The organism is Nonomuraea sp. NPDC003214, assembly GCF_053590035.1.
The window spans coordinates 71,811-89,709 of the sequence record NZ_JBSFSX010000007.1 but is presented as its reverse complement, the minus strand read 5'-3'; the positions used below and the strand labels follow the sequence as shown (position 1 = coordinate 89,709).

General features: G+C 73.1%; 20 protein-coding genes. 7 read left to right on the top strand and 13 right to left on the bottom strand.

Annotation, left to right across the window (positions count from 1 at the left end; genetic code table 11):
- Positions 1-20: 20 nt before the first annotated feature.
- The 8 genes from ACWDXC_RS22405 to ACWDXC_RS22370 all read right to left on the bottom strand — a co-directional run bounded on the left by ACWDXC_RS22405 (position 21) and on the right by ACWDXC_RS22370 (position 8,326).
- Positions 21-761 (bottom strand): ABC transporter permease, encoded by a 741-nt coding sequence (locus tag ACWDXC_RS22405; protein WP_449984941.1) that lies wholly within the window; start codon positions 759-761, stop codon positions 21-23.
- Entirely contained in the window at positions 754-1,635 is an 882-nt protein-coding gene (locus ACWDXC_RS22400; protein ID WP_219509387.1) for an ABC transporter ATP-binding protein, read from the bottom strand. Before ACWDXC_RS22400 ends, ACWDXC_RS22405 begins: the two co-directional genes overlap by 8 nt.
- Positions 1,632-1,961 (bottom strand): transcriptional regulator, encoded by a 330-nt coding sequence (locus ACWDXC_RS22395; protein WP_364181988.1) that lies wholly within the window; start codon positions 1,959-1,961, stop codon positions 1,632-1,634. Before ACWDXC_RS22395 ends, ACWDXC_RS22400 begins: the two co-directional genes overlap by 4 nt.
- Complete coding sequence (locus ACWDXC_RS22390; RefSeq protein ID WP_449984938.1) at positions 1,946-2,569, bottom strand: hypothetical protein; 624 nt, start codon at positions 2,567-2,569, stop codon at positions 1,946-1,948. Before ACWDXC_RS22390 ends, ACWDXC_RS22395 begins: the two co-directional genes overlap by 16 nt.
- Positions 2,570-2,650: 81 nt before the next feature.
- Positions 2,651-4,330, bottom strand: a complete 1,680-nt coding sequence (gene cydC / locus ACWDXC_RS22385) for a thiol reductant ABC exporter subunit CydC (protein WP_449984935.1) — start codon at positions 4,328-4,330, stop codon at positions 2,651-2,653.
- The gene (gene cydD, locus ACWDXC_RS22380) at positions 4,327-6,366 is read right to left on the bottom strand and encodes a thiol reductant ABC exporter subunit CydD (RefSeq protein WP_449984933.1); all 2,040 of its coding nucleotides are present in this window, start codon (positions 6,364-6,366) and stop codon (positions 4,327-4,329) included. The genes cydC and cydD overlap by 4 nt, the downstream gene beginning before the upstream one ends.
- Positions 6,367-6,381: 15 nt before the next feature.
- The gene (locus ACWDXC_RS22375) at positions 6,382-7,146 is read right to left on the bottom strand and encodes a cytochrome d ubiquinol oxidase subunit II (RefSeq protein WP_449984930.1); all 765 of its coding nucleotides are present in this window, start codon (positions 7,144-7,146) and stop codon (positions 6,382-6,384) included.
- A 10-nt stretch (positions 7,147-7,156) separates the two neighbouring features.
- Positions 7,157-8,326: a cytochrome ubiquinol oxidase subunit I gene (locus ACWDXC_RS22370; protein WP_449984927.1), complete on the bottom strand. Its 1,170-nt coding sequence runs from the start codon at positions 8,324-8,326 to the stop codon at positions 7,157-7,159.
- A gap of 88 nt (positions 8,327-8,414) precedes the next feature.
- Here ACWDXC_RS22370 and ACWDXC_RS22365 point away from each other — a divergent pair, with 88 nt between their 5' ends.
- Positions 8,415-8,750, top strand: a complete 336-nt coding sequence (locus ACWDXC_RS22365; protein ID WP_449984924.1) for a PadR family transcriptional regulator — start codon at positions 8,415-8,417, stop codon at positions 8,748-8,750.
- On the opposite strand, the gene ACWDXC_RS22360 is transcribed toward ACWDXC_RS22365, so the two are convergent.
- Positions 8,722-9,378 carry a permease prefix domain 1-containing protein gene (locus ACWDXC_RS22360; RefSeq protein WP_449984921.1) on the bottom strand — a complete coding sequence of 219 codons (657 nt, stop codon included), beginning with the start codon at positions 9,376-9,378 and terminating at the stop codon, positions 8,722-8,724. The two genes, ACWDXC_RS22365 and ACWDXC_RS22360, sit on opposite strands and share 29 nt — an antisense overlap.
- A 95-nt stretch (positions 9,379-9,473) precedes the next feature.
- Between ACWDXC_RS22360 and ACWDXC_RS22355 the strand changes: the two genes are divergently transcribed.
- From ACWDXC_RS22355 to ACWDXC_RS22345, 3 genes are read left to right on the top strand one after another with little or no spacing between them, the layout of a single operon-like run.
- On the top strand, positions 9,474-9,827 hold the full coding sequence (locus ACWDXC_RS22355; RefSeq protein WP_449984918.1) for a VOC family protein: 354 nt from the start codon (positions 9,474-9,476) through the stop codon (positions 9,825-9,827).
- Positions 9,824-10,150, top strand: a complete 327-nt coding sequence (locus ACWDXC_RS22350; RefSeq protein WP_219509394.1) for an ArsR/SmtB family transcription factor — start codon at positions 9,824-9,826, stop codon at positions 10,148-10,150. The genes ACWDXC_RS22355 and ACWDXC_RS22350 overlap by 4 nt, the downstream gene beginning before the upstream one ends.
- Positions 10,143-10,565: an SRPBCC family protein gene (locus tag ACWDXC_RS22345; RefSeq protein WP_219509395.1), complete on the top strand. Its 423-nt coding sequence runs from the start codon at positions 10,143-10,145 to the stop codon at positions 10,563-10,565. The genes ACWDXC_RS22350 and ACWDXC_RS22345 overlap by 8 nt, the downstream gene beginning before the upstream one ends.
- On the opposite strand, the gene ACWDXC_RS22340 is transcribed toward ACWDXC_RS22345, so the two are convergent.
- A complete protein-coding gene (locus tag ACWDXC_RS22340) occupies positions 10,531-11,568 on the bottom strand; it encodes a pentapeptide repeat-containing protein (RefSeq protein WP_449984915.1) in 1,038 nt (345 codons plus the stop codon). The genes ACWDXC_RS22345 and ACWDXC_RS22340 overlap by 35 nt on opposite strands.
- A gap of 106 nt (positions 11,569-11,674) precedes the next feature.
- Here ACWDXC_RS22340 and ACWDXC_RS22335 point away from each other — a divergent pair, with 106 nt between their 5' ends.
- Positions 11,675-13,384, top strand: a complete 1,710-nt coding sequence (locus ACWDXC_RS22335) for an ExeM/NucH family extracellular endonuclease (protein WP_449984913.1) — start codon at positions 11,675-11,677, stop codon at positions 13,382-13,384.
- Between the two features lie 89 nt (positions 13,385-13,473).
- Complete coding sequence (gene trxA / locus ACWDXC_RS22330) at positions 13,474-13,851, top strand: thioredoxin (RefSeq protein WP_219509398.1); 378 nt, start codon at positions 13,474-13,476, stop codon at positions 13,849-13,851.
- A 93-nt stretch (positions 13,852-13,944) separates the two neighbouring features.
- Here the strand turns inward: trxA and ACWDXC_RS22325 are convergent, their stop codons facing one another.
- The 3 genes from ACWDXC_RS22325 to ACWDXC_RS22315 form a co-directional block, all read right to left on the bottom strand.
- Positions 13,945-14,718, bottom strand: a complete 774-nt coding sequence (locus tag ACWDXC_RS22325) for an SAM-dependent methyltransferase (protein ID WP_449984910.1) — start codon at positions 14,716-14,718, stop codon at positions 13,945-13,947.
- Between the two features lie 91 nt (positions 14,719-14,809).
- Positions 14,810-16,153 (bottom strand): class II 3-deoxy-7-phosphoheptulonate synthase, encoded by a 1,344-nt coding sequence (locus ACWDXC_RS22320; RefSeq protein WP_449984907.1) that lies wholly within the window; start codon positions 16,151-16,153, stop codon positions 14,810-14,812.
- Positions 16,150-17,424 (bottom strand): FAD-dependent oxidoreductase, encoded by a 1,275-nt coding sequence (locus ACWDXC_RS22315; RefSeq protein ID WP_449984905.1) that lies wholly within the window; start codon positions 17,422-17,424, stop codon positions 16,150-16,152. Before ACWDXC_RS22315 ends, ACWDXC_RS22320 begins: the two co-directional genes overlap by 4 nt.
- A 112-nt stretch (positions 17,425-17,536) precedes the next feature.
- On the opposite strand from ACWDXC_RS22315, the gene ACWDXC_RS22310 reads away from it, so the two are divergent.
- Positions 17,537-17,872, top strand: a complete 336-nt coding sequence (locus ACWDXC_RS22310) for an RskA family anti-sigma factor (protein ID WP_449984902.1) — start codon at positions 17,537-17,539, stop codon at positions 17,870-17,872.
- Positions 17,873-17,899: the final 27 nt, after the last annotated feature.

Here is a 17,899-nt window from a genome sequence, read left to right as displayed (position 1 = left end):
CCGTACGCGGGGCCCGTACGTCAGGAGTAGCGGCGGCCCTCGTCGCGCCGGTACGCCCACGCCGCGACCGCCCCGGCCACGACCGTCCACACGGCCATCGCCACCAGCGGCAGCACGTCCGGCGCCACGCCCGTGGTCGCCCACCACACCAGCTCGCCCGCGCCCCGGCTGGGCACGAACTGCGAGATCGTCTTGACCAGTTCCGGCATGATGTCCAGCGGCATGAACAGCCCGCCCAGGATGGCGAACGGGAAGAACAGCAGCTGCGACACGCCGATCGCCGCCTTCGACGGCAGCAGGAAGCCCAGCACCAGGCCGATCAGCATGAACGGCAGCGACGAGACGATCACCGCGCCCACCCCGAGCAGCAGCCGCGGCGGCGTCACCGTCGCCGCGGTGAACAGCGCCGCGATCAGCAGCACCGGGATCATCGAGACCAGCATCACCGCCGTCGTGGTGATGATGCGGCCCGCGAAGCGGGGCAGCGGCCCGGCGGGCAGCGTGCGCAGGTAGGGATCCCAGGGCTGCTCCCGGTCCTGCGCCACCGTGATCGACAGCCCCATCAGCGCCGCCGACATGGCGCCGACCAGCGTCATCGACCCGGTCGACACCGTGGAGGCCAGCGGGTCGTCGCCGACGAACGGCACCGCGAACGCCAGCATCGCGATGGCCGGGAACAGGCTGCTGGCCAGCAGGCCGATCGGCACCCGGATCTGCTCCAGCATCTGGTGCCGGGTGTGGGCCAGGACGAGGCTAGACATGCGCGCTCTCCTTCTCGGTGATGGCGAGGAAGGCCTCCTCGAGCGAACTGGGCCGGATCTCCAGGCCGGAGAACGGCACCCCGCTGCGCACCAGCTCGACGACCAGCTCGTCGGAGTCGGACGTCAGCAGGTGGAAGCGGCCGTCCTCACGGTCGCTGGAGATGAGCCCGGGCAGCTCGGGCAGCCGGTCGGCGACGAGCGAGACCCGTCGCACGCCCACCATGTCGCGCACGGCGCGGACCGTGTCGTCGGCGAGCACCCGGCCCCGGCCGACGACCACGACCCGCTCCGCCAGGGCCTCGATCTCCTCCAGGTAGTGGCTGGTCAGCAGGACGGTGCCGCCGGACTCGTGGTAGGCCTTGACGCCGTCCCACAGCGCGCGCCTGGCCTCGACGTCGAGCCCGGTGGTCGGCTCGTCCAGGAACACCATCCGCGGGTTGCCCGCGAACGCCAGCGCCACGGCCAGCCGCCGCTTCTGCCCGCCGGACAGCCCGCCGATCTGCCGCTTGGCCAGGTCCTCCAGCCCGAACCTGGCCAGCAGCTCCGCCTTGCCCGCCGCGTCGGGGAAGTGCGCCGACACCAGGTCCACGATCTCGCCCACCCGCAGCGCCTCGGGCAGGCCGGTCTCCTGCGGCGTGACGCCGATGCCGCGCCGCACCAGCGGGTCGGCGGGGGAGCCGCCGAGCAGCTCCACCAGCCCCGACGACGGGCGGCGCAGCCCCACGAACAGGTTGATCAGCGTCGACTTGCCGGCCCCGTTGGGACCCAGGAGGCCGACGATCTCGCCCGCGCGGATCTCCAGCGACACCCGGTCGAGCGCCACCACCTCGCCGTAGCGGCGGGTGGCCTCGACGGCTCTGGCCAGGACGGTCATGCGGTGCCTCCCGCGGTGTCGAGCAGGGCGCGGATCGCCCTGGTGTAGTCCTCCAGGGCCGCCCGGCCCCGTTTCGTCATGGCGACGTACGTGACGGGCGTGCGGCCCTTGTGGGTCTTGACGATGCGCACGTACTCCGCCTCCTCCAGCTTGGACAGGTGCACGGACAGGTTCCCGGCGGTCATGCCGAGCAGGTCCTTGAGGGACGGGAAGGCCATCTCGTCGCCTTCCGGCAGCGTGTTGAGCGTGACCATCACCCGCAGCCGGGCCTGGGCGTGGATGACCGGGTCGAGCTCCGGGGCGGCGTCGGTCACGAGCGCCGCCACAGCCACAGCCCCACGGCGATCTGGCCGCCGCCGAGCAGGACCGCCGTCAGCAGCGCGTGCCAGCCCGCCCCGAGCACCACGCCGACCCCGTTGACGGCGGCGATCCAGACGCCGAGGAAGAACATCGGCCACTGCAGCCAGAGCGCGCCGCCCGCCATGTAGAGGATCGCCACCACGGTCAGCGTGCCGCCCGCCCACAGCAGGCCGGACAGGTCCGGAGGCAACAGCGGGGAGACGCGCAACGCGATCAGGACCATCAGCACCATGCCGGCGAACCACGTGTAGCCGTACATGGTGCCCCTGGCCTGGTTGTCGCCGCGGGTGTGGCCGCTCATCCGGACGATCTCGTACGCCGCCACCGACCCGGCCACGATCTGGGCGACCATCAGCACGGTCAGCGCCTGCATCTGGCCGATCGGCGCGTACGACTCGCCGTGCAGGCCGTAGTGCAGGAAGAACGCGGTGAAGCCGACGAGCCAGGCCACGCCCCACGGCACGTACATCCGCAGCGGGTTGGGCTGCAGCGCCCGCGCCGTGGCGGCGCGCTGCTGCTCGATGACCCGCAGCGTCTCCTCGGGGCTCGGGATCCGCTCGCCGTCTTCTGTCATCCCAACTCCTCTTGGCCTCAAACTGGTTTGTACTTTAAACTAGCTTGCCATGCCAACGCAAGGTGAGGGGATTCCGGCGCCTCACCGCCGGGTCAGGACCTCCGACTCCCACAGGTCGCGGTAGTAGCCGGGCGAGCGCACCAGCTCGTCATGGCGGCCGCGCTGCGTCACGCGGCCCTCCTCCAGCACCACGATCTCGTCGACCGACTCCAGGCCCCGCAGCCGGTGCGTGACCAGCAGCGTCGTACGGCCGCGCGTCACGTCCAGCAGATCCGCCATCAGCGCGTCGGCCGTCTCCTCGTCCAGCGCCTCAGCGGGCTCGTCCAGCAGCATCACCGGCGGGTCGTGCAGCAGCGCCCGGGCCAGGGCCAGCCGCTGCAACTGGCCGCCCGACACCGTCCGGCCGTCCTCGCCCAGCTCGGCGTCCCACCCCGTGCGATCGGCCCACTCCTCCAGCCGCGCGTCCCGTACGGCCCGCCGCAGCTCCTCCTCGCCCGCCTCCGGCCCCGCCAGCCGCAGGTTGTCGCGGAACGTCGTCTGGAAGATGTACGGGTCCTGCGTCAGGCCCGTCATCATCGCCCGCACGTCATCGGAGTCCATCGCGCGGATGTCGGTCCCGTTCACCGTCACGCCGCCCGACTCCGGCTCCACCAGCCGCATCAACGCCGACAGCACCGTGCTCTTCCCGGCGCCGCTCGGCCCCACCAGCGCCACCCGCCTGCCCGGCGTCAGCGTCAGCGACACCCCGGCCACGGCCGGACGGTCCGCGCCCGGATGGCGTACCACCAGATCGGCGACCTCCACCGTCAGCGGCGCCGACGGCGGCGCCACCGGAGCGGCCGGGTCCGTCACGGCCGGGGGAGCGTCACGCACGGCGCGCAGCCGGCGCAGCGCCGCCAGCACGCCCGCCAGCCGCTCACCCGCCGCCGCCAGCGGCAGCACCGGCTCGAACGACACCAGCGCCGTCAGCGCCAGCACCGCCGTCGCCACCGTGCCCGCGCCCGCCCCCTGCGCGATCAGCACGATCGCCGCCACCGTCAGCCCCTGCACCAGCGTGCCCCCGGCCAGCGCAGCCGCGTGCACCCGCGCCTGACGCCGCTCCAGCGACGCCAGCGCCTCGTCCGCCGCCCGCGCGTCGCCCAGCGCCCGCCCCGCCGCGCCGTACGCGGCCAGGTCCGCCGAACCGTGCACCAGATCCGCCACCCGGCCCGCCAGCTCCGCCCGGGCCGGCGCGATCCTGGCCGCCCAGCGCCGCGCCGCCGCCGCCGTGCCCGCCGGCAGCAGCACCCCCGCCACCACCAGGCCCGCCACCAGTACCAGCGCCGTCACCGGCAGCACGAACAGGCCCACCGTCACCGCCGCCAGCCCCGCCAGCGCCGCCGCCGCGGCCGGCAGCAGGCAGCGCACCAGCAGATCCTGCACCGCCTCCGTGTCGTCCACCATCCGGCTCAGCAGATCCGCGCCGCCCAGCCCGTCACGGCGCGGCGGGATCAGCGACTCGTACAGCCGCTCCCGCGTCCCCGCCTGCGCGCGCAACGCCACGTCGTGACCCGTCAGCCGCTCGGCGTAACGGAACACGCCCCGGCTCGTCGCGAACGCCCGCGTCGCCACGATCGCCACGCTCAACGCCGCCAGCGGCGGCTGCTCGGCCGCCCTCGTGATCAGCCACGCGGCGGCCGCGATCAGGCCCACGCCGGCCAGATCGGCCGCCCCGCCGGCCAGCACCGCCCCGGCCAGCCGCCATCCCATGCGCCGCCTCACAACGCCCCCTCGACCCGAGCCGCGAACCCCTGACCAGAACCCGCTCCACCAGCGGCACTACCGTGAGACGCCGCACCGGTGGGCACCCCACCGGCGGGAGGACCCTCCCCGGAAGGCGCGCCGCTGCGGGGCACGCCACCGCGCGGTGCGCCGCTGCTGGGGGGCGTCCCGCCGTCGGCAGAAGGCGCGCCTGCGGTGGGGGCCGCGTCATCGGGAGCGCCCGCGCCGCCCACGGCGGGTTCCGCGCCGTCGGGGCGTGCCGCGCCACGGTGAGGCGTCGCGCCGTCGGCGGTCGTCTCGCCGCCCGAGCGGGCGTCGCCGTCCCCGGAGGGCGCGCCACTGCGGGGTGGCTCGCCGCCGTACGGGGCGTCGCCGTCCACGGGAGGGGAGTCGGGGAGGAGGCGGCCGTCGTGCAGGCGGATGACGCGGTCGGCGAGGTCGATCATGGCGGGCCGGTGGGCGACGACGATGGCGGTGCGGTCCTGGCAGAGGGCGGCGGTGGCGGCCACGACGGCGGCCTCGCTGCGCCCGTCGAGGCGGGCCGTGGGCTCGTCCAGCAGGAGCACCGACGCCGAGGGGCGGCAGAAGGCGCGGGCGAGGGCGACGCGCTGGCGCTGCCCGGCCGACAGGTTGGCGCCCCGCTCGCCGACCGGCGTCTCGTAGCCCTGGGGGAGCGCGTCGATGAACGCGTCGGCCTGGGCGGCCCGGGCGGCGCGGCGTACGTCGTCGAGGGACGCGGTGGGGTCCCCGAGGCGGATGTTGCCCGCGACGGACGTGGTGAACAGGTGGGGCCGCTGCGGGACGAACGCCAGCCGGGCCCGCCACGCCTCCAGGTCGAGCTCACGCAGGTCGGTGCCGTCGACGAGCACCCGGCCGGCGGCCGGCTGGACGAAGCCGAGCACGAGCCCGAGCACGGTGCTCTTGCCGCCTCCGCTCTCGCCGACGAGGGCGACCCGTTCGCCGGGTTCGATGGTGAGGGTGACGTCGCGCAGGGCGGGGTCGTCTCGGCCGGGGTAGCGGACGGTGACGTTCTCGAGCTGGATCCGCGGGGCGGCGCCGCCGCCGGGGGGCGCGGTGCGGGCGCCGGGGGCGGGCCGTTCGCCGGGCTCCTGGTCGAGGACGGCGAAGGCGGCGTCGGCTGCGGCGACGCCCTCCATCGAGGCGTGGAAGCGGGTGCCCATGGCGCGCAGCGGCAGGTACGCCTCGGGCGCGAGCAGCAGCACCAGCAGCGCGGTCGTCAGGTCGAGGCTGCCGCCGAGCAGGCGCAGCCCGATGGGCACGGCCACGAGGGCCAGCGAGAGCGACGCGCACAGCTCCAGCACGAGCGACGACAGGAAGGCCACGCGCAGCGTGCGCATGGTGGCGGCGCGGTGGGCGTCGGCGACCTGCCGGATGACGGTGGCCTGGTAGCGGGCGCGGCCGAAGGCGCGCAGGGTGGGCAGGCCGCGCACCACGTCGAGGAAGTGGCCGCCGAGCCGCGACAGCGCGTGGAACTGCTTCTCGGTGACCGCCTTGGTGGTCAGCCCGACGAGGGCCCCGAAGATCGGGATGAGCGGCAGCGTGACGAGGACGATGACGGCGCTGGCCAGGTCGGCGGCGAGCAGCCGGACGAGCACGGCGACGGGCACGACGGCGGCGACGGCGATGGAGGGCAGGTAGCCGGTCAGGTAGGCGTCGAGGCCGTCGAGCCCGCGCCCGGTGAGGGTGACGAGCTCGCCGGAGCGGTGGCCGGTGAGGCGGGCGGGCCCGAGCTCCTGCAGCCGGGCCAGCAGCCGGTGGCGCAGCGCCGACTTGACGCCGGTGGCGGTGCGCCCGGCGAACACGCCCTGCGTCCAGCCGAGCAGCGCCCGCAGGGCGACCACGCCCGCCACCCCGGCCAGCGCCACGGCGGTGAACCGGCCGGACAGCACGCCGGCCAGCAGCTCGGCCTGGACCAGGACGAGCAGCCCGGCGACCGTGGCCGCGGCGAAGGTGACGGCGAGGTGGCGGCGGACGGCCCGCTCGGCCCGCATGAGCCGCAGAAGATCTTTGTGCACGGTGCCTCGGGTGCCTCAGAAGAACGATGGGATCCGGTCGGCGCCCTTGCCCGGTCGGAAAGTGCGCCATACCCATACTTGCGCGGCGACCATGAGGGGTGCGAACGGGAGCACCATGAGACTGAGCACATTCAGCGTGGCCGGGGGCGCGCTGTGGTCGAGCAGGTAGCCCATGGCGCCCGCGAGCAGGCCGAGCGCGGGCAGCGCGGCGACGGCTCCGGTGAGGGCGAGCACGCGTCCGGACCGGGCGGCGCCGGTGAGCGCGGGGTCGCGCCAGCCGAGGAACGTCCAGCCGTGGAAGGCGAACAGCAGCGTGACCACGACGCCCAGCAGCAGCCCCACGGGGTGCATGGGGGACGCGGTGAACCCGGTGGCGGCCCCGTACAGGGCCATGCCCCAGCCGGCCGACAGCCACAGCGAGCCGAGGGCGATGAGGGCGTCCCAGAAGCGGCGCCAGCCGGGGCCGCCCACGCGGCGGCGGAACCACAGCCCGGCGTCGCGCACGACCCACGCCAGCAGCATGGCCACGACCAGCGGGTAGAGACCGAACAGCACCTCGCCTTCGAGCATCGGGTAGACGCCGAACAGCGTCCCGGCGACGGCGACCAGCCACACCTCGTTGGCGAGCACGAACGGCGCGATGGCGGCGACCATCCGGTCGCGGCGTTCGACGGTCCGGCCGAGGACGGGCAGCAGCAGCCCCACGCCCAGGTCGAACCCTTCAAGGGCGAAATATCCGGCAAGCAGCACGGCGAAGAGGGCGAACCACAGCAGTTCCATGTGCGACTCCCTAGTACGTCAGCGCGGGGGCACGCCGCTCGCCGGCGGCGCCGAGGGACAGGTCGTTGCCGGGCCCGCGCCGGATGATCCGCGCGATGAGCACGTAGTCGACGACCGCGAGCAGCCCGAGCACCGCGGTGAACCCGGCGAGCGAGGCGGTGACCATGCCCGAGGTGAGCCCGGGCGTCAGGGCGTCGGCGACGGTGAGCCGCTCCCAGATCATCCACGGCTGCCGCCCGATCTCCCTGGCCAGCCAGCCGAGAACGGCCAGCACGAACGGCAGCGGCGTCAGCGCGATCAGCAGCGGGTGCGCCCACCGCCAGCGGGGCAGCAGGCGGATGCACGGCAGCATGAAGAACAGCACGATCAGCGAGAACAGGTGCCCGCCCTCGACCATGAAGCCGAGCGGCACGGCGGCGGCCGCGTTGCCGGAGAACTTCCCGGGCTGGACGCCGGTGGCGAACTGCGCGTAGCCGAACATCACGGTCACCGTGATGCCGATCGCGGCGGTGATCACCCCGGTCTTCATCGACCGGGTGAAGAACTCCACCTCGGCGGTGCGGCGCCGCAACTGGTAGGCGCTGGCGCCGACGAGCACCATCCCTCCGGTGAACAGCCCGGCGCCCAGCACGTGCGGGAACGCGTACACCAGGGCGTCGTTGGTGAGCAGCGCGCCGAAGTCGGTCAGCTCCAGCCGCCCGCCGGACAGCACCGCGCCCGCCGGGTTCTGCAGGAACGCGTTCGCGGTCAGGATGAAGAACGCGCTGCCGTACGCGGTGGCGGTGACCATCCAGATGCACGCCACGTGCGCCCACTTGGGCAGCCGCCCCCAGCCGAAGATCCACAGCCCGAGGAAGGTGGATTCGAGGAAGAACGCCACCAGGGTCTCCATGGCCAGCGGCGCGCCGAACACGTCGCCCGCGTAGTGCGACAGCCCGCTCCACGCCAGCCCGAACTGGAACTCCATCACCAGGCCGGTCACGATGCCGAGGGCGTAGTTGATCAGGTAGATCTGCCCCCAGAAACGCGTCATCCGCTCGTGCAGCGGCAGGCCGGTGCGCGCCCAGCGGGTGTGCATGATCGCCACCAGCGGCGCGAGACCCAGGGTGAGCAGCACGAACAGGAAGTGCAGGCTTCCCGTCACGGCGAACTGGGTGCGCGCCAGGTCGAGTACGTCCAAGGTTCCGCTCCGTCGTTGTGTCTGTCTACATATAGAGAGCCTACATGTAGGCTGCCTACATGAAGAACGGATGCCTAGGATCGATGACATGAATCCAGACGCGCTCCGCGGCCACATGGACGCGCTGCTGCTGTCCGTGCTGGAGCGCGAGCCCCTGCACGGCTACGCCATCATCGAGGCCCTGCAGGAGCGCAGCGAGGGCGCGCTCTCCGTGCCGACCGGCACGGTCTACCCGGCGCTGCGCCGGCTGGAGCGCACCGGCTGCCTGGCCAGCGAGTGGGCCACGGTCGGCGGGCGCAGGCGGCGCACCTACCGGCTGACCGACGCGGGGCGCAAGCAGCTCGCCGCCGAGCGGTCGGCCTGGCGGGAGTTCGCCGGCGTGATCGGCAGCGTGCTCAGGCCCGAGCCCGGACCGGCCGGCTGACCCGCAGGCACCGGGTGGCGCAGTAGAGCTGCATGCCCCAGAACGCCCAGGTCACCAGGTTGGCCAGCACCGCCGGCAGGAAGAGCGCGACCCCGGCGGGGGAGGTCTGCGCGAGCACCAGGCTCAGCACCCCGGTGACCGGCAGCATCACCCACACGATCACGCCCAGCGACCGGGTGACCAGGCCGGGCCGCACCAGGCCCCGGGCCAGCGCCAGCAGCGCGGCCCCGCCGTACAGGCCGGTGCCGAGCTGGAGCACGTCGAGCAGCCGCGAGGCGAACACGTGCCAGTCGGCGCGCGGCCCGTAGCCCGCGAAGGAGCCCGGGTGGAAGCGCCAGACCACCGACCACATGACCACGGTCACCGGCACGCTGACGAACAGCAGCAGCCCCAGCCGCCGCCCCGCGACCGCGGTGAGCTCCGCCTGGAAGCCGGGCGCGATGTCGCGGACCGGGCCGAACTCCTCGATCGCCAGCCGCTCGGCCTCCTCCCGCCCGGCCCCGCCCGCCTCGTAGGCGTCGGCGGCGTCGACCAGGCTGTCGCGGGCCTCGACGACCATGTCCCGCTTCGGCCCGGACGGCCCGGACAGGGCGCGGCCGAGGTCGGTGACGTAGTCGTCGATGCGCATGCGCACCAGTGTACGAACGGTCCCGCCGGGAGCCCATCAGGGTTTTCCCTGATTCGGGTTGTTATGTAGGAAAAAACCTACGTATAGTGGCCGACATGCTCATCTCACACATCGTGACCGTGACCGTGCCCGTCTCCGACCAGGGCGGGGCGCACGCCTTCTACACCGGCGTCCTCGGCTTCGAGGTCCGCACCGACAACCCGTTCCCGATGGGCCGCTGGCTCACCGTCGCGCCCAAGGGGGCCGAGAGCACGCTGCTGCTCGCCTCCTGGTTCCCGTCGATGGCGCCGATCGGCGGCCTGGTCCTCTCCTCGCCCGACGTCGACGCCCTCGCCGAGCGGCTGCGCGAGCACGGCGTGGCCGCCGAAGGGCCCACCGACGAGCCGTGGGGCAAGCAGCTGCTGTTCTCCGACCCGTTCGGCAACGGCTTCGTGGTCAGCCAGGAATGACCGCCGACCACGTCTTCACCGCGCTGGCCAGCCCGGCCAGGCGCGAGCTGCTGAGGCTGCTGCGCGAGGAGGGCTCGCAGCCCGCCGGCCGGCTGGCCGACCGCTTCGACATGAGCCGGCCCAGCGTCTCCGAGCATCTCAAGGTGCTCAGGGACGCCGGGCTGGTGGCCGAGACCCGCAAGGGCCGCGAGAGGCACTACCGGCTGGAGGCGGCGCCGCTCATGGAGATCCGCGACTGGCTGACCCCGTACGAGCGCTTCTGGCGCCAGAAGCTGACCGATCTCACCGACCTGCTGGACGACCTGGAGGACGACGATGCCTGACGACAGGAGGGCGATCCGGCTGGACCAGTTCATCGGCCACCCGCCCGCCAAGGTGTGGCGGGCGCTCACCGATCCCGGCCTGGTGACCCGCTGGCTCATGCCCGGCGACTACCGGGCCGAGGTGGGGCACCGGTTCACCTTCACCACGACGCCCAGGCCCGACGTCGGCTTCGACGGCGTGGTGCCCTGCGAGGTGCTGGAGGTCGAGCCGGAGAAGCTGGTCAAGCTGGCCTGGGGCCGCGAGGGCTGGATCGTCACCTGGCGGCTCGAACCGGAGGGCCACGGCACCCGGTTCTTCCTCGACCACGAGGGCTTCGACCCGGACGACCCGGCCCAGCAGCTCTCGCGCCGGATCATGGGCGGCGGCTGGCCGCGCATCGTCACCCTGATCGGGCGGATCGCCGGCGAGCTGTGAGCCAGCGCAGCATCGGCCAGAGCGTCCCGCGCCGGCCGAGCGCCAGCGTGCACTCCGTGAGCCGCAGCCCCGACGGGTGGGCCAGCCCGGCGAACCGGCAGGACGACAGGTCCAGCCCGGCCAGCGCCAGGCTGGCCGCGTCCACCTGGCGCAGCGACGTCAGCGTGGCCCGGCCGCGCCCGGTCACCGTCGCCGGGCCGCGCAGCACCGCGCCCTCCAGGTCGGCCTGCGAATCGGTCAGCCGCAGCGTGGTCGCGCCCGCCACCCGCACCTGGCGCAGGTCCACCCCGCAGCCGCGCACGGCCACGTCCAGCGTCGCGTCGGCCCGCGCGCGGGCGGCCGACAGCCGGCCGGTCGCCGACAGGTAGGCGTCGGCGGCGAAGTGCGCGGCGTCGAACCAGGCGCTGCCGGCCACCTTGCGGAACGACAGCGTGCGCCCGAACCGCGCGCCCCGGAAGCACGCCGCCTCGCCCAGCCGGGCGCCGTCGAACGTCGCGTACCCGTCGAACCTGGCGCTCTCGCACGACAGCCCGTGCTCGAAGACGGCCTGGCTGAACAGCGCGTCGCGCGACATCACCGCCCGGTCCAGCGACACGTGCCCGCGCGCCCGCACCCCGTGGAAGGACAGCTCCCTGGCGAACCAGGCCCCGGCCAGCGACACGTTGCCGTCGAAGCGGGCGCCGAAGAACGACGCCAGCCGCTCGAACCTGGCCCCGTCGAGCGACACGTCCCCCTGGAAGGCCACGCCCGACAGCCGCACGTCGCCGGTGAACCTGGCCCGGTCCAGCCGCGCCCGGCCCGGCCGGTCGCCCGCCGCCGCCAGCACCCGGCGCAGCAGGTCGCCGCCCACGGTGGTGCCGCGCAGGTCCAGCAGGCGGCCCGGGGCCAGGGCGGCGAGGGCGGCCGACAGCTCCTCGTGAGGCAGATGGGCCAGGCAGCGCCCGGACGGTGGGCGGGCGACTCCGGTGCAGGCGGCCGAGTGCGCGCAGGTGACCCAGTCCATGCAGGGGTCATACCCGGGGCGGGTGCATGTCAAGGTTCGGAGATTTCATGTTCCAGCCTTGTCTACGGAGGAAGACGCGGCGGGGAGTGCCTCTAAAGTGCGGATTATGCGTGCTTTACCGCTTGCCGCGCTCACCGTGGCAGCCACCCTCACCGCCACTCTCACCGCCACCCTCACTGCCGGGGCCGTACCCGCCTCCGCGGCCCCGGCCGGGCCCTGTGACATCCCGGCGGACCGGCAGATCGCCGAGGTCCAGGGCCCCGGCGCCGCCACCCCGCTCGCCGGGCGGAGCGTCCGGGTGGAGGGCGTCGTCACCGGCGACTTCCAGCGCGGCGACCAGCTCAGCGGCTTCTTCCTCCAGGACCCGACGCCGGACGGCGACCCGGCCACCTCCGACGGCCTGTTCGCCTTCGCCCGCGACACCTTCAAGGACGTCAAGGTCGGCGACCGCGTCCTGGTCACGGGCCGGGCGATCGAGTACAACGGCTGGACCGAGCTGTCACCGGTCACCGCCGTCGACGTGTGCGGCACCGGCTCCGTCGCGCCCCTGCGCCAGAGCCTGCCCGCCGACGGGCTGGAGTCCGTGGAGAACGTGCTGCTCACCTTCCCGCAGCCGCTGACCGTCAGCGACCACTACGACCTGGGCCGCTTCGGCGAGGTGACGCTCTCCTCCGGCGGCCGGCTGTTCCAGCCGACCGACCGGCCCGGCGTCGACCCGGCACTCAACCAGCGGCGCTCCCTGCTGCTCGACGACGGCTCCTCCCGCCAGAACCCCGCCACCCTCCCGCCCCTGGCCCGCGCCGGCGACACCGTCACCGGCCTCACCGGCGTCCTCGGGTACGGGTTCGGCGCCTACCGCCTGCAGCCCACCGAGCCCGTCGCCTACCGTGCGGCCAACCCGCGCCCGGCCAGGCCCGCCCGGGTGGGCGGCAACGTCAAGGTGGCCTCGTTCAACACGCTCAACTGGTTCACCACGCTCGGCTCGCGCGGCGCCACCGACGCCGCCGAGCAGCAGCGGCAGCTCGCCAAGCTGGTGGCCGCGCTCAAGGGCCTCGACGCCGACGCCGTCGGCCTCATGGAGGTCGAGAACAACGGCCGGACCGCACTCCAGGCGCTGGTCGACGCCGTCAACGCCGAGGTGGGCGCGGGCACGTACGCCGCCCTGACCCACCCGTACCCGGGCACCGACGCCATCCAGGTCGGCCTCATCTACAAGCCCGCCAAGCTCAAGCCGGTCGGCGAGCCCGCGGCGTCGCGCGACCCGGTCTTCAGCCGGCCGCCGCTCGTCCAGACCTTCCGCCGCACCGGCGGCGGCCAGCCGTTCACCATGATCGTCAACCATCTCAAGTCCAAGGGCTCCTGCCCCGACGACGGCCCCGACGCCGACCAGGGCGACGGCCAGGGCTGCTGGAACGCCACCCGGGTCAAGCAGGCGCAGGCGCTGCTCGGCCTGACCGCGGACCTGCCCAACCCGATCGTGCTCGGCGACCTCAACGCCTACGGCGAGGAGGACCCCATAGACACGCTCGAAGCGGGTGGCCTCACCAGCGTCACCAAGAAGCACGTGCCCGCCGCCCAGCGCTACAGCTACGTCTTCGAGGGCCTGGCCGGGGAGCTCGACCACATGCTGGTCGGCAGGCAGCTCCTCAAGCGCGTCACCGGCGCCGCCATCTGGCACGTGAACGCCGACGAGCCCCGCATCCTCGACTACAACACCGAGTTCAACCCGCCCGGCCTCTACCGGCCGGACGCCTACCGCTCCTCCGACCACGACCCGCTCGTCGTCGGGCTCGCCCTGCCGGGAGGCCGCGGCTGAGGGCTGGAATGCCCGCGCGAGGGTAGGGGTTCTTCCTGTGTAGAGATGTTGACCTACACACGCTGACGGACGAATGCGAGGAGCCACTTGTGGCGACCATCGAAGTAACCGAGAAGAACTTCAACGACATCGCCGACAAGGGGATCGTCCTGCTCGACTTCTGGGCGGACTGGTGCGGCCCCTGCAAGATGTTCGGGCCGATCTTCGAGAAGGCTTCCGAGGAGCACCAGGACATCACGTTCGGCAAGATCGACACCGATCAGGAGCAGGCGCTCTCGCAGGGCTTCGAGATCCGGTCCATCCCGACGCTGATGGCGATCCGCGACGGCATCGTGGTGTTCTCGCAGCCGGGCGCCATCCCGGCCCCGGCCCTGGCCGACCTCATCCGCCAGGTCCGCGCCCTGGACATGGACGAGATCCGCGCCGAGCTCGACAAGGAGCTCAAGGACGCGCAGCGGCAGCAGTGAGACGACAGGGCAGCCCCGCTCGCGGCGGGGCTGCCGTGCTCGTCAGTGACGCGTGGTTCAGTGACGCCCGGTTTCAGTGACGCCCGGTGAGGCTCAGGGGGCGGTCTTGCGGCCCACGCCCGCGTAGCCGATGGCGGTGCCGCCGCCGTAGGTCTCCCCGCCGTCGGGCCGCCAGTCCTTCGGGAAGACCAGGCCCGGCTCCAGCAGCTCGTAGCCGTCGAAGAAGCGGACGATCTCCTCGTGGGTGCGCAGGTTCAGCCCGGCCGTGGCCTGGTTGTAGACCTCGATCGCCTGCGGCGTGGTGTCCGGCTTGGCGTCGATCGCGTGGCTGATCACCAGATGGCTGCCGGGCACGCTCACCTCACGCAGCTTGCCGACGATCCCGTACGCGTCGTCGTCCGGGATGAAGTGCAGGATGGCCAGCATCATGAACGCCACCGGCTGCCCGAAGTCCACCATCCCGTCGAGGCGTTCGAGCAGCTCGTCCGGCTTCCTCGCGTCGGCCTGCAAGAAGTCCACCTTGTCGCCCCTGGCCAGCAGGGCACGCCCGTGCGTGCACACCACGGGGTCGTAGTCCACGTACACCACGCGCGCCTCGGGCGCGATCTCGTGCGTGTTGCCCTGGGTGGGCAGGCCCGCCCCCAGGTCGATGATCTGCCGGACGCCGCCCGCGACCACTTCGCGCACGGCCCGGCGCAGGAACGCCCGGTTCTCCCTGGCCGCGTCCTTGGTGACCGGGAAGATCTTCATGATCCGCTCGGCCGCTTCACGGTCGGCCGCGAAGTTGTCCTTGCCGTCGAGGTAGTAGTCGTACATCCTCGCGACGTTGGGCACGTTGGGGTCGACGCCCTCCGGAGCACTGTCCACCAAAACTCCTGATATTTCGCCCTTTACAGCGCGATCCTAGGAGATCGCGGGGGTCACCGTGTCCGATGACCCCCGGTGTGAGGTGGATCACTCAGCCGCGGTAGAGCTCGGCCACCCGGAACGCCAGATCCAGCGACTGACCACGGTTGAGCCGCGGGTCGCAGGCCGTCTCGTAGCGCGTGGCCAGGTCGCCCTCGGCGATCTCGTGGCCGCCGCCCACGCACTCCGTCACGTCGTCGCCGGTGAACTCGATGTGGATGCCGCCCGGGTGCGTGCCGAGCGAACGGTGCACCTCGAAGAAGCCCGCCACCTCGTTGAGCACGTCGTCGAGCCGCCGCGTCTTGTGGCCGCTCGGCGCCTCGAACGTGTTGCCGTGCATCGGGTCGCAGATCCAGGCGATCTGCGCGCCCGAGGCGGTGACCTCCTTGACCAGCCGCGGCAGGTGCTCGCGGATCTTGGAGGCGCCCATCCGGGTGATGAACGACAGCCGGCCCGGCACGTTGTCCGGGTTGAGCTTGTCGATCAGCGCCAGCGCCTCGTCCGGCGTGGTCGTCGGGCCCAGCTTGACGCCGATCGGGTTGCGGATGCGGGAGAAGAACTCCACGTGCGCCCCGTCGAGCTGCCGGGTCCGCTCGCCGATCCAGACCATGTGCGCCGACACGTCGTAGGGCAGCCCCGTACGCGAGTCGATGCGGGTGAGCGCCTGGTCGTAGTCGAGGATCAGCGCCTCGTGCGAGGAGTAGAACTCCACCGAGTGGAACTCCTCCGGGTCGGCCCCGCACGCCCGCATGAACGCCAGCGCCTGGTCGATCTCCCGGGCGAGCTGGTCGTAGCGGCGCCCGGCGGGCGACTCGGCCACGAAGTCCTGGTTCCACGCGTGGACCTGCCGCAGGTCGGCGTAGCCGCCCTTGGTGAACGCCCGCGCCAGGTTGAGCGTCACGGCCGAGGAGTGGTAGGCCTTCAGCAGCCGCCACGGGTCGGGGCGGCGCGACTCGGCGGTGAAGTCGAAGCCGTTGACCATGTCGCCCCTGTAGGCGGGCAGCTCGACGCCCTCACGGGTCTCGGTGCCCTTCGAGCGCGGCTTGGCGAACTGCCCCGCCAGCCGCCCGATCTTCACGACCGGCACCTTGCCCGCGTAGGTGAGCACGATCGCCATCTGCAGCAGCGTCTTGAGCTTGTTGCGGACGTTGTCGGCGGTCGCCGCCGCGAACGTCTCGGCGCAGTCACCGCCCTGCAGCACGAAGGCCTCGCCCCGCGCCACGGCGGCGAGCTCGTCCTTGAGCTGGTCGCACTCTCCGGCGAAGACCAGCGGGGGGAGGCCGCCGAGCTCGGCGACGACCTTCTTGAGCTCGCCGTGATCGGGCCAGTCGGGTTGCTGGGCCGCGGGGAGGGCTCGCCACGAATCGAGATTCAGCGAATTGGTCAGTGCGCTCACGACATACGAGGGTATTCCACCGGGTCCTCCCCACCGACCGCCGTGTCCACGTTGTGAGAAGACGGTGTCAAAATAGGGGTCGCCCGCACGTGCTCGGGGCGCACCCCGAGGCCGACGAAGCGGCGGACCAGCCGGTTGAGCACCGGCACCCGCGCCAGGTCCGGGCGCACCCGCGGCGGCCCGAACCTCCTGGTCAGCGCCGGTTTGATGAGCTGGTTCTGCACCAGCCGCTGCACCGCCTGCGTCACCAGGGTCGGCGGCATGCGCCGCCGCTGCACCCGGCGCAGCGCCGCCTCCGGGACCGGCCCGCGCCCGGGGGAGCGCAGCGCGCCCGCCAGCAGACCGGCCGTGGCGACCGCGTCCTGCACCGCCAGGTTGATGCCGACGCCGAACACCGGCGACATCGCGTGCGCCGCGTCGCCGATGCACAGGAACCCCGGCCGGTGCCAGCGGCGCAGCCGGTTGAGCCGCACCGTCAGCATGCTCACGTCGTCGAAGCCGCCGATCACGCCCAGCCGCCCGGCCGCGAACGGCAGCATCCGCCCGACCGGCTCGCGCAGCGCCTCGATGCCCCGGCCTGCCAGCTCCTCGTAGCCGCCCTTGCGGATCACGTACGCGAGCTGCCAGTAGGTCTCGCGGTTGATCGCGACAACCACGTGGCCGCTGGAGACGCGCAGGAACGGCTGGTCCGGGTCGGACTCCTCGCGCGGCACCCGGAACCACAGCACGTCCATCGGCGCGCCCAGCTCCTGCGGCGTCAGCCCGGCCCGCTCGCGCAGCACCGAGCCGCGCCCGTCGGCCGCGACCGTCAGCGCCGCCCGGACCTCGTGCTCGCCCGACGGGTCGCGGTAGCGCAGCCCGCGCACCGCCCCGCCCTCGCGGATCAGGTCGTACGCCTCGGCCCGCATCAGCAGCCGGAAGTTCGGGTAGCGGGCCGCCTCGGACGTGAGGAGGTCCAGGAAGTCCCACTGCGGGACGAACGCGATGTAGTCGTAGCGGCCGGGCAGCCCCCGCAGGCTCGCCAGCCGGATCGGCCCGCTGTCGGTCACGACGCTCAGCTCGTGGGCCTTGCGGTGCGGCAGCGCGAGGAACCGGCCGGCCAGTCCCAGCTCGTCGAGCACCTGCAGCGTGGACGGATGGATGGTGTCGCCGCGGAAGTCGCGCAGGAAGTCGGCGTGCTTCTCCAGCAGCGTCACCTCGACGCCGGTCCGGGCGAGCAGCAGGGCGAGCATCGCGCCCGCCGGGCCGCCGCCCGCGATCACACAGCTCATAATTCATCACCTGATGAGATTGTCTCACGGGCCGGGAAAGGGAGCAATACCCGCATCCGGAAAGGCGGAAAGACCGAATCAGGTGATGCCGCCGCCTCTCCCGGGAGTGGACATGAACGACGACCTCCACCTCCTCACCGGCGCCTACGCCGTGCACGCGCTGCCCGCCGCCGACCTGGCCCCCTTCGAACGCCACCTGACCCGCTGCCCCTCCTGCCGGGCCGAGGTCCGCCGCCTGCGCGAGACCGCCGCCCGCCTGGCCGCCCCCGTCCCGCCGCCTCCCGCCCTGCGCACCCGCCTGCTCGGCTCCCTCCACCCCCACGGCGGAGCCCTCCGGGAGCAGGAGGAGCCCCCCGACGAGCCGGCCCCGCCCCCCGCCCGCCGAGGCCGCGGCCCCCCACCCCTGCTGCGGGGCCCGCCGCCCTCTCGGGGAAGGCCCCCGCCGTGACGGCGCGCCCGTCCAGCGCGGACGGGC

What these genes read in the sequence shown, in the direction of transcription:
- ACWDXC_RS22365 (WP_449984924.1), top strand. Translation starts at nt 8,415, where the DNA reads ATGAATCCAGACGCGCTCCGCGGCCACATGGACGCGCTGCTGCTGTCC.
- ACWDXC_RS22405 (WP_449984941.1), bottom strand. Translation starts at nt 761, where the DNA reads ATGTCTAGCCTCGTCCTGGCCCACACCCGGCACCAGATGCTGGAGCAG.
- ACWDXC_RS22315 (WP_449984905.1), bottom strand. Translation starts at nt 17,424, where the DNA reads ATGAGCTGTGTGATCGCGGGCGGCGGCCCGGCGGGCGCGATGCTCGCC.
- ACWDXC_RS22310 (WP_449984902.1), top strand. Translation starts at nt 17,537, where the DNA reads ATGAACGACGACCTCCACCTCCTCACCGGCGCCTACGCCGTGCACGCG.
- ACWDXC_RS22390 (WP_449984938.1), bottom strand. Translation starts at nt 2,569, where the DNA reads ATGACAGAAGACGGCGAGCGGATCCCGAGCCCCGAGGAGACGCTGCGG.
- ACWDXC_RS22375 (WP_449984930.1), bottom strand. Translation starts at nt 7,146, where the DNA reads ATGGAACTGCTGTGGTTCGCCCTCTTCGCCGTGCTGCTTGCCGGATAT.
- ACWDXC_RS22335 (WP_449984913.1), top strand. Translation starts at nt 11,675, where the DNA reads ATGCGTGCTTTACCGCTTGCCGCGCTCACCGTGGCAGCCACCCTCACC.
- ACWDXC_RS22360 (WP_449984921.1), bottom strand. Translation starts at nt 9,378, where the DNA reads ATGCGCATCGACGACTACGTCACCGACCTCGGCCGCGCCCTGTCCGGG.
- ACWDXC_RS22340 (WP_449984915.1), bottom strand. Translation starts at nt 11,568, where the DNA reads ATGGACTGGGTCACCTGCGCGCACTCGGCCGCCTGCACCGGAGTCGCC.
- ACWDXC_RS22345 (WP_219509395.1), top strand. Translation starts at nt 10,143, where the DNA reads ATGCCTGACGACAGGAGGGCGATCCGGCTGGACCAGTTCATCGGCCAC.
- ACWDXC_RS22350 (WP_219509394.1), top strand. Translation starts at nt 9,824, where the DNA reads ATGACCGCCGACCACGTCTTCACCGCGCTGGCCAGCCCGGCCAGGCGC.
- ACWDXC_RS22355 (WP_449984918.1), top strand. Translation starts at nt 9,474, where the DNA reads ATGCTCATCTCACACATCGTGACCGTGACCGTGCCCGTCTCCGACCAG.
- ACWDXC_RS22400 (WP_219509387.1), bottom strand. Translation starts at nt 1,635, where the DNA reads ATGACCGTCCTGGCCAGAGCCGTCGAGGCCACCCGCCGCTACGGCGAG.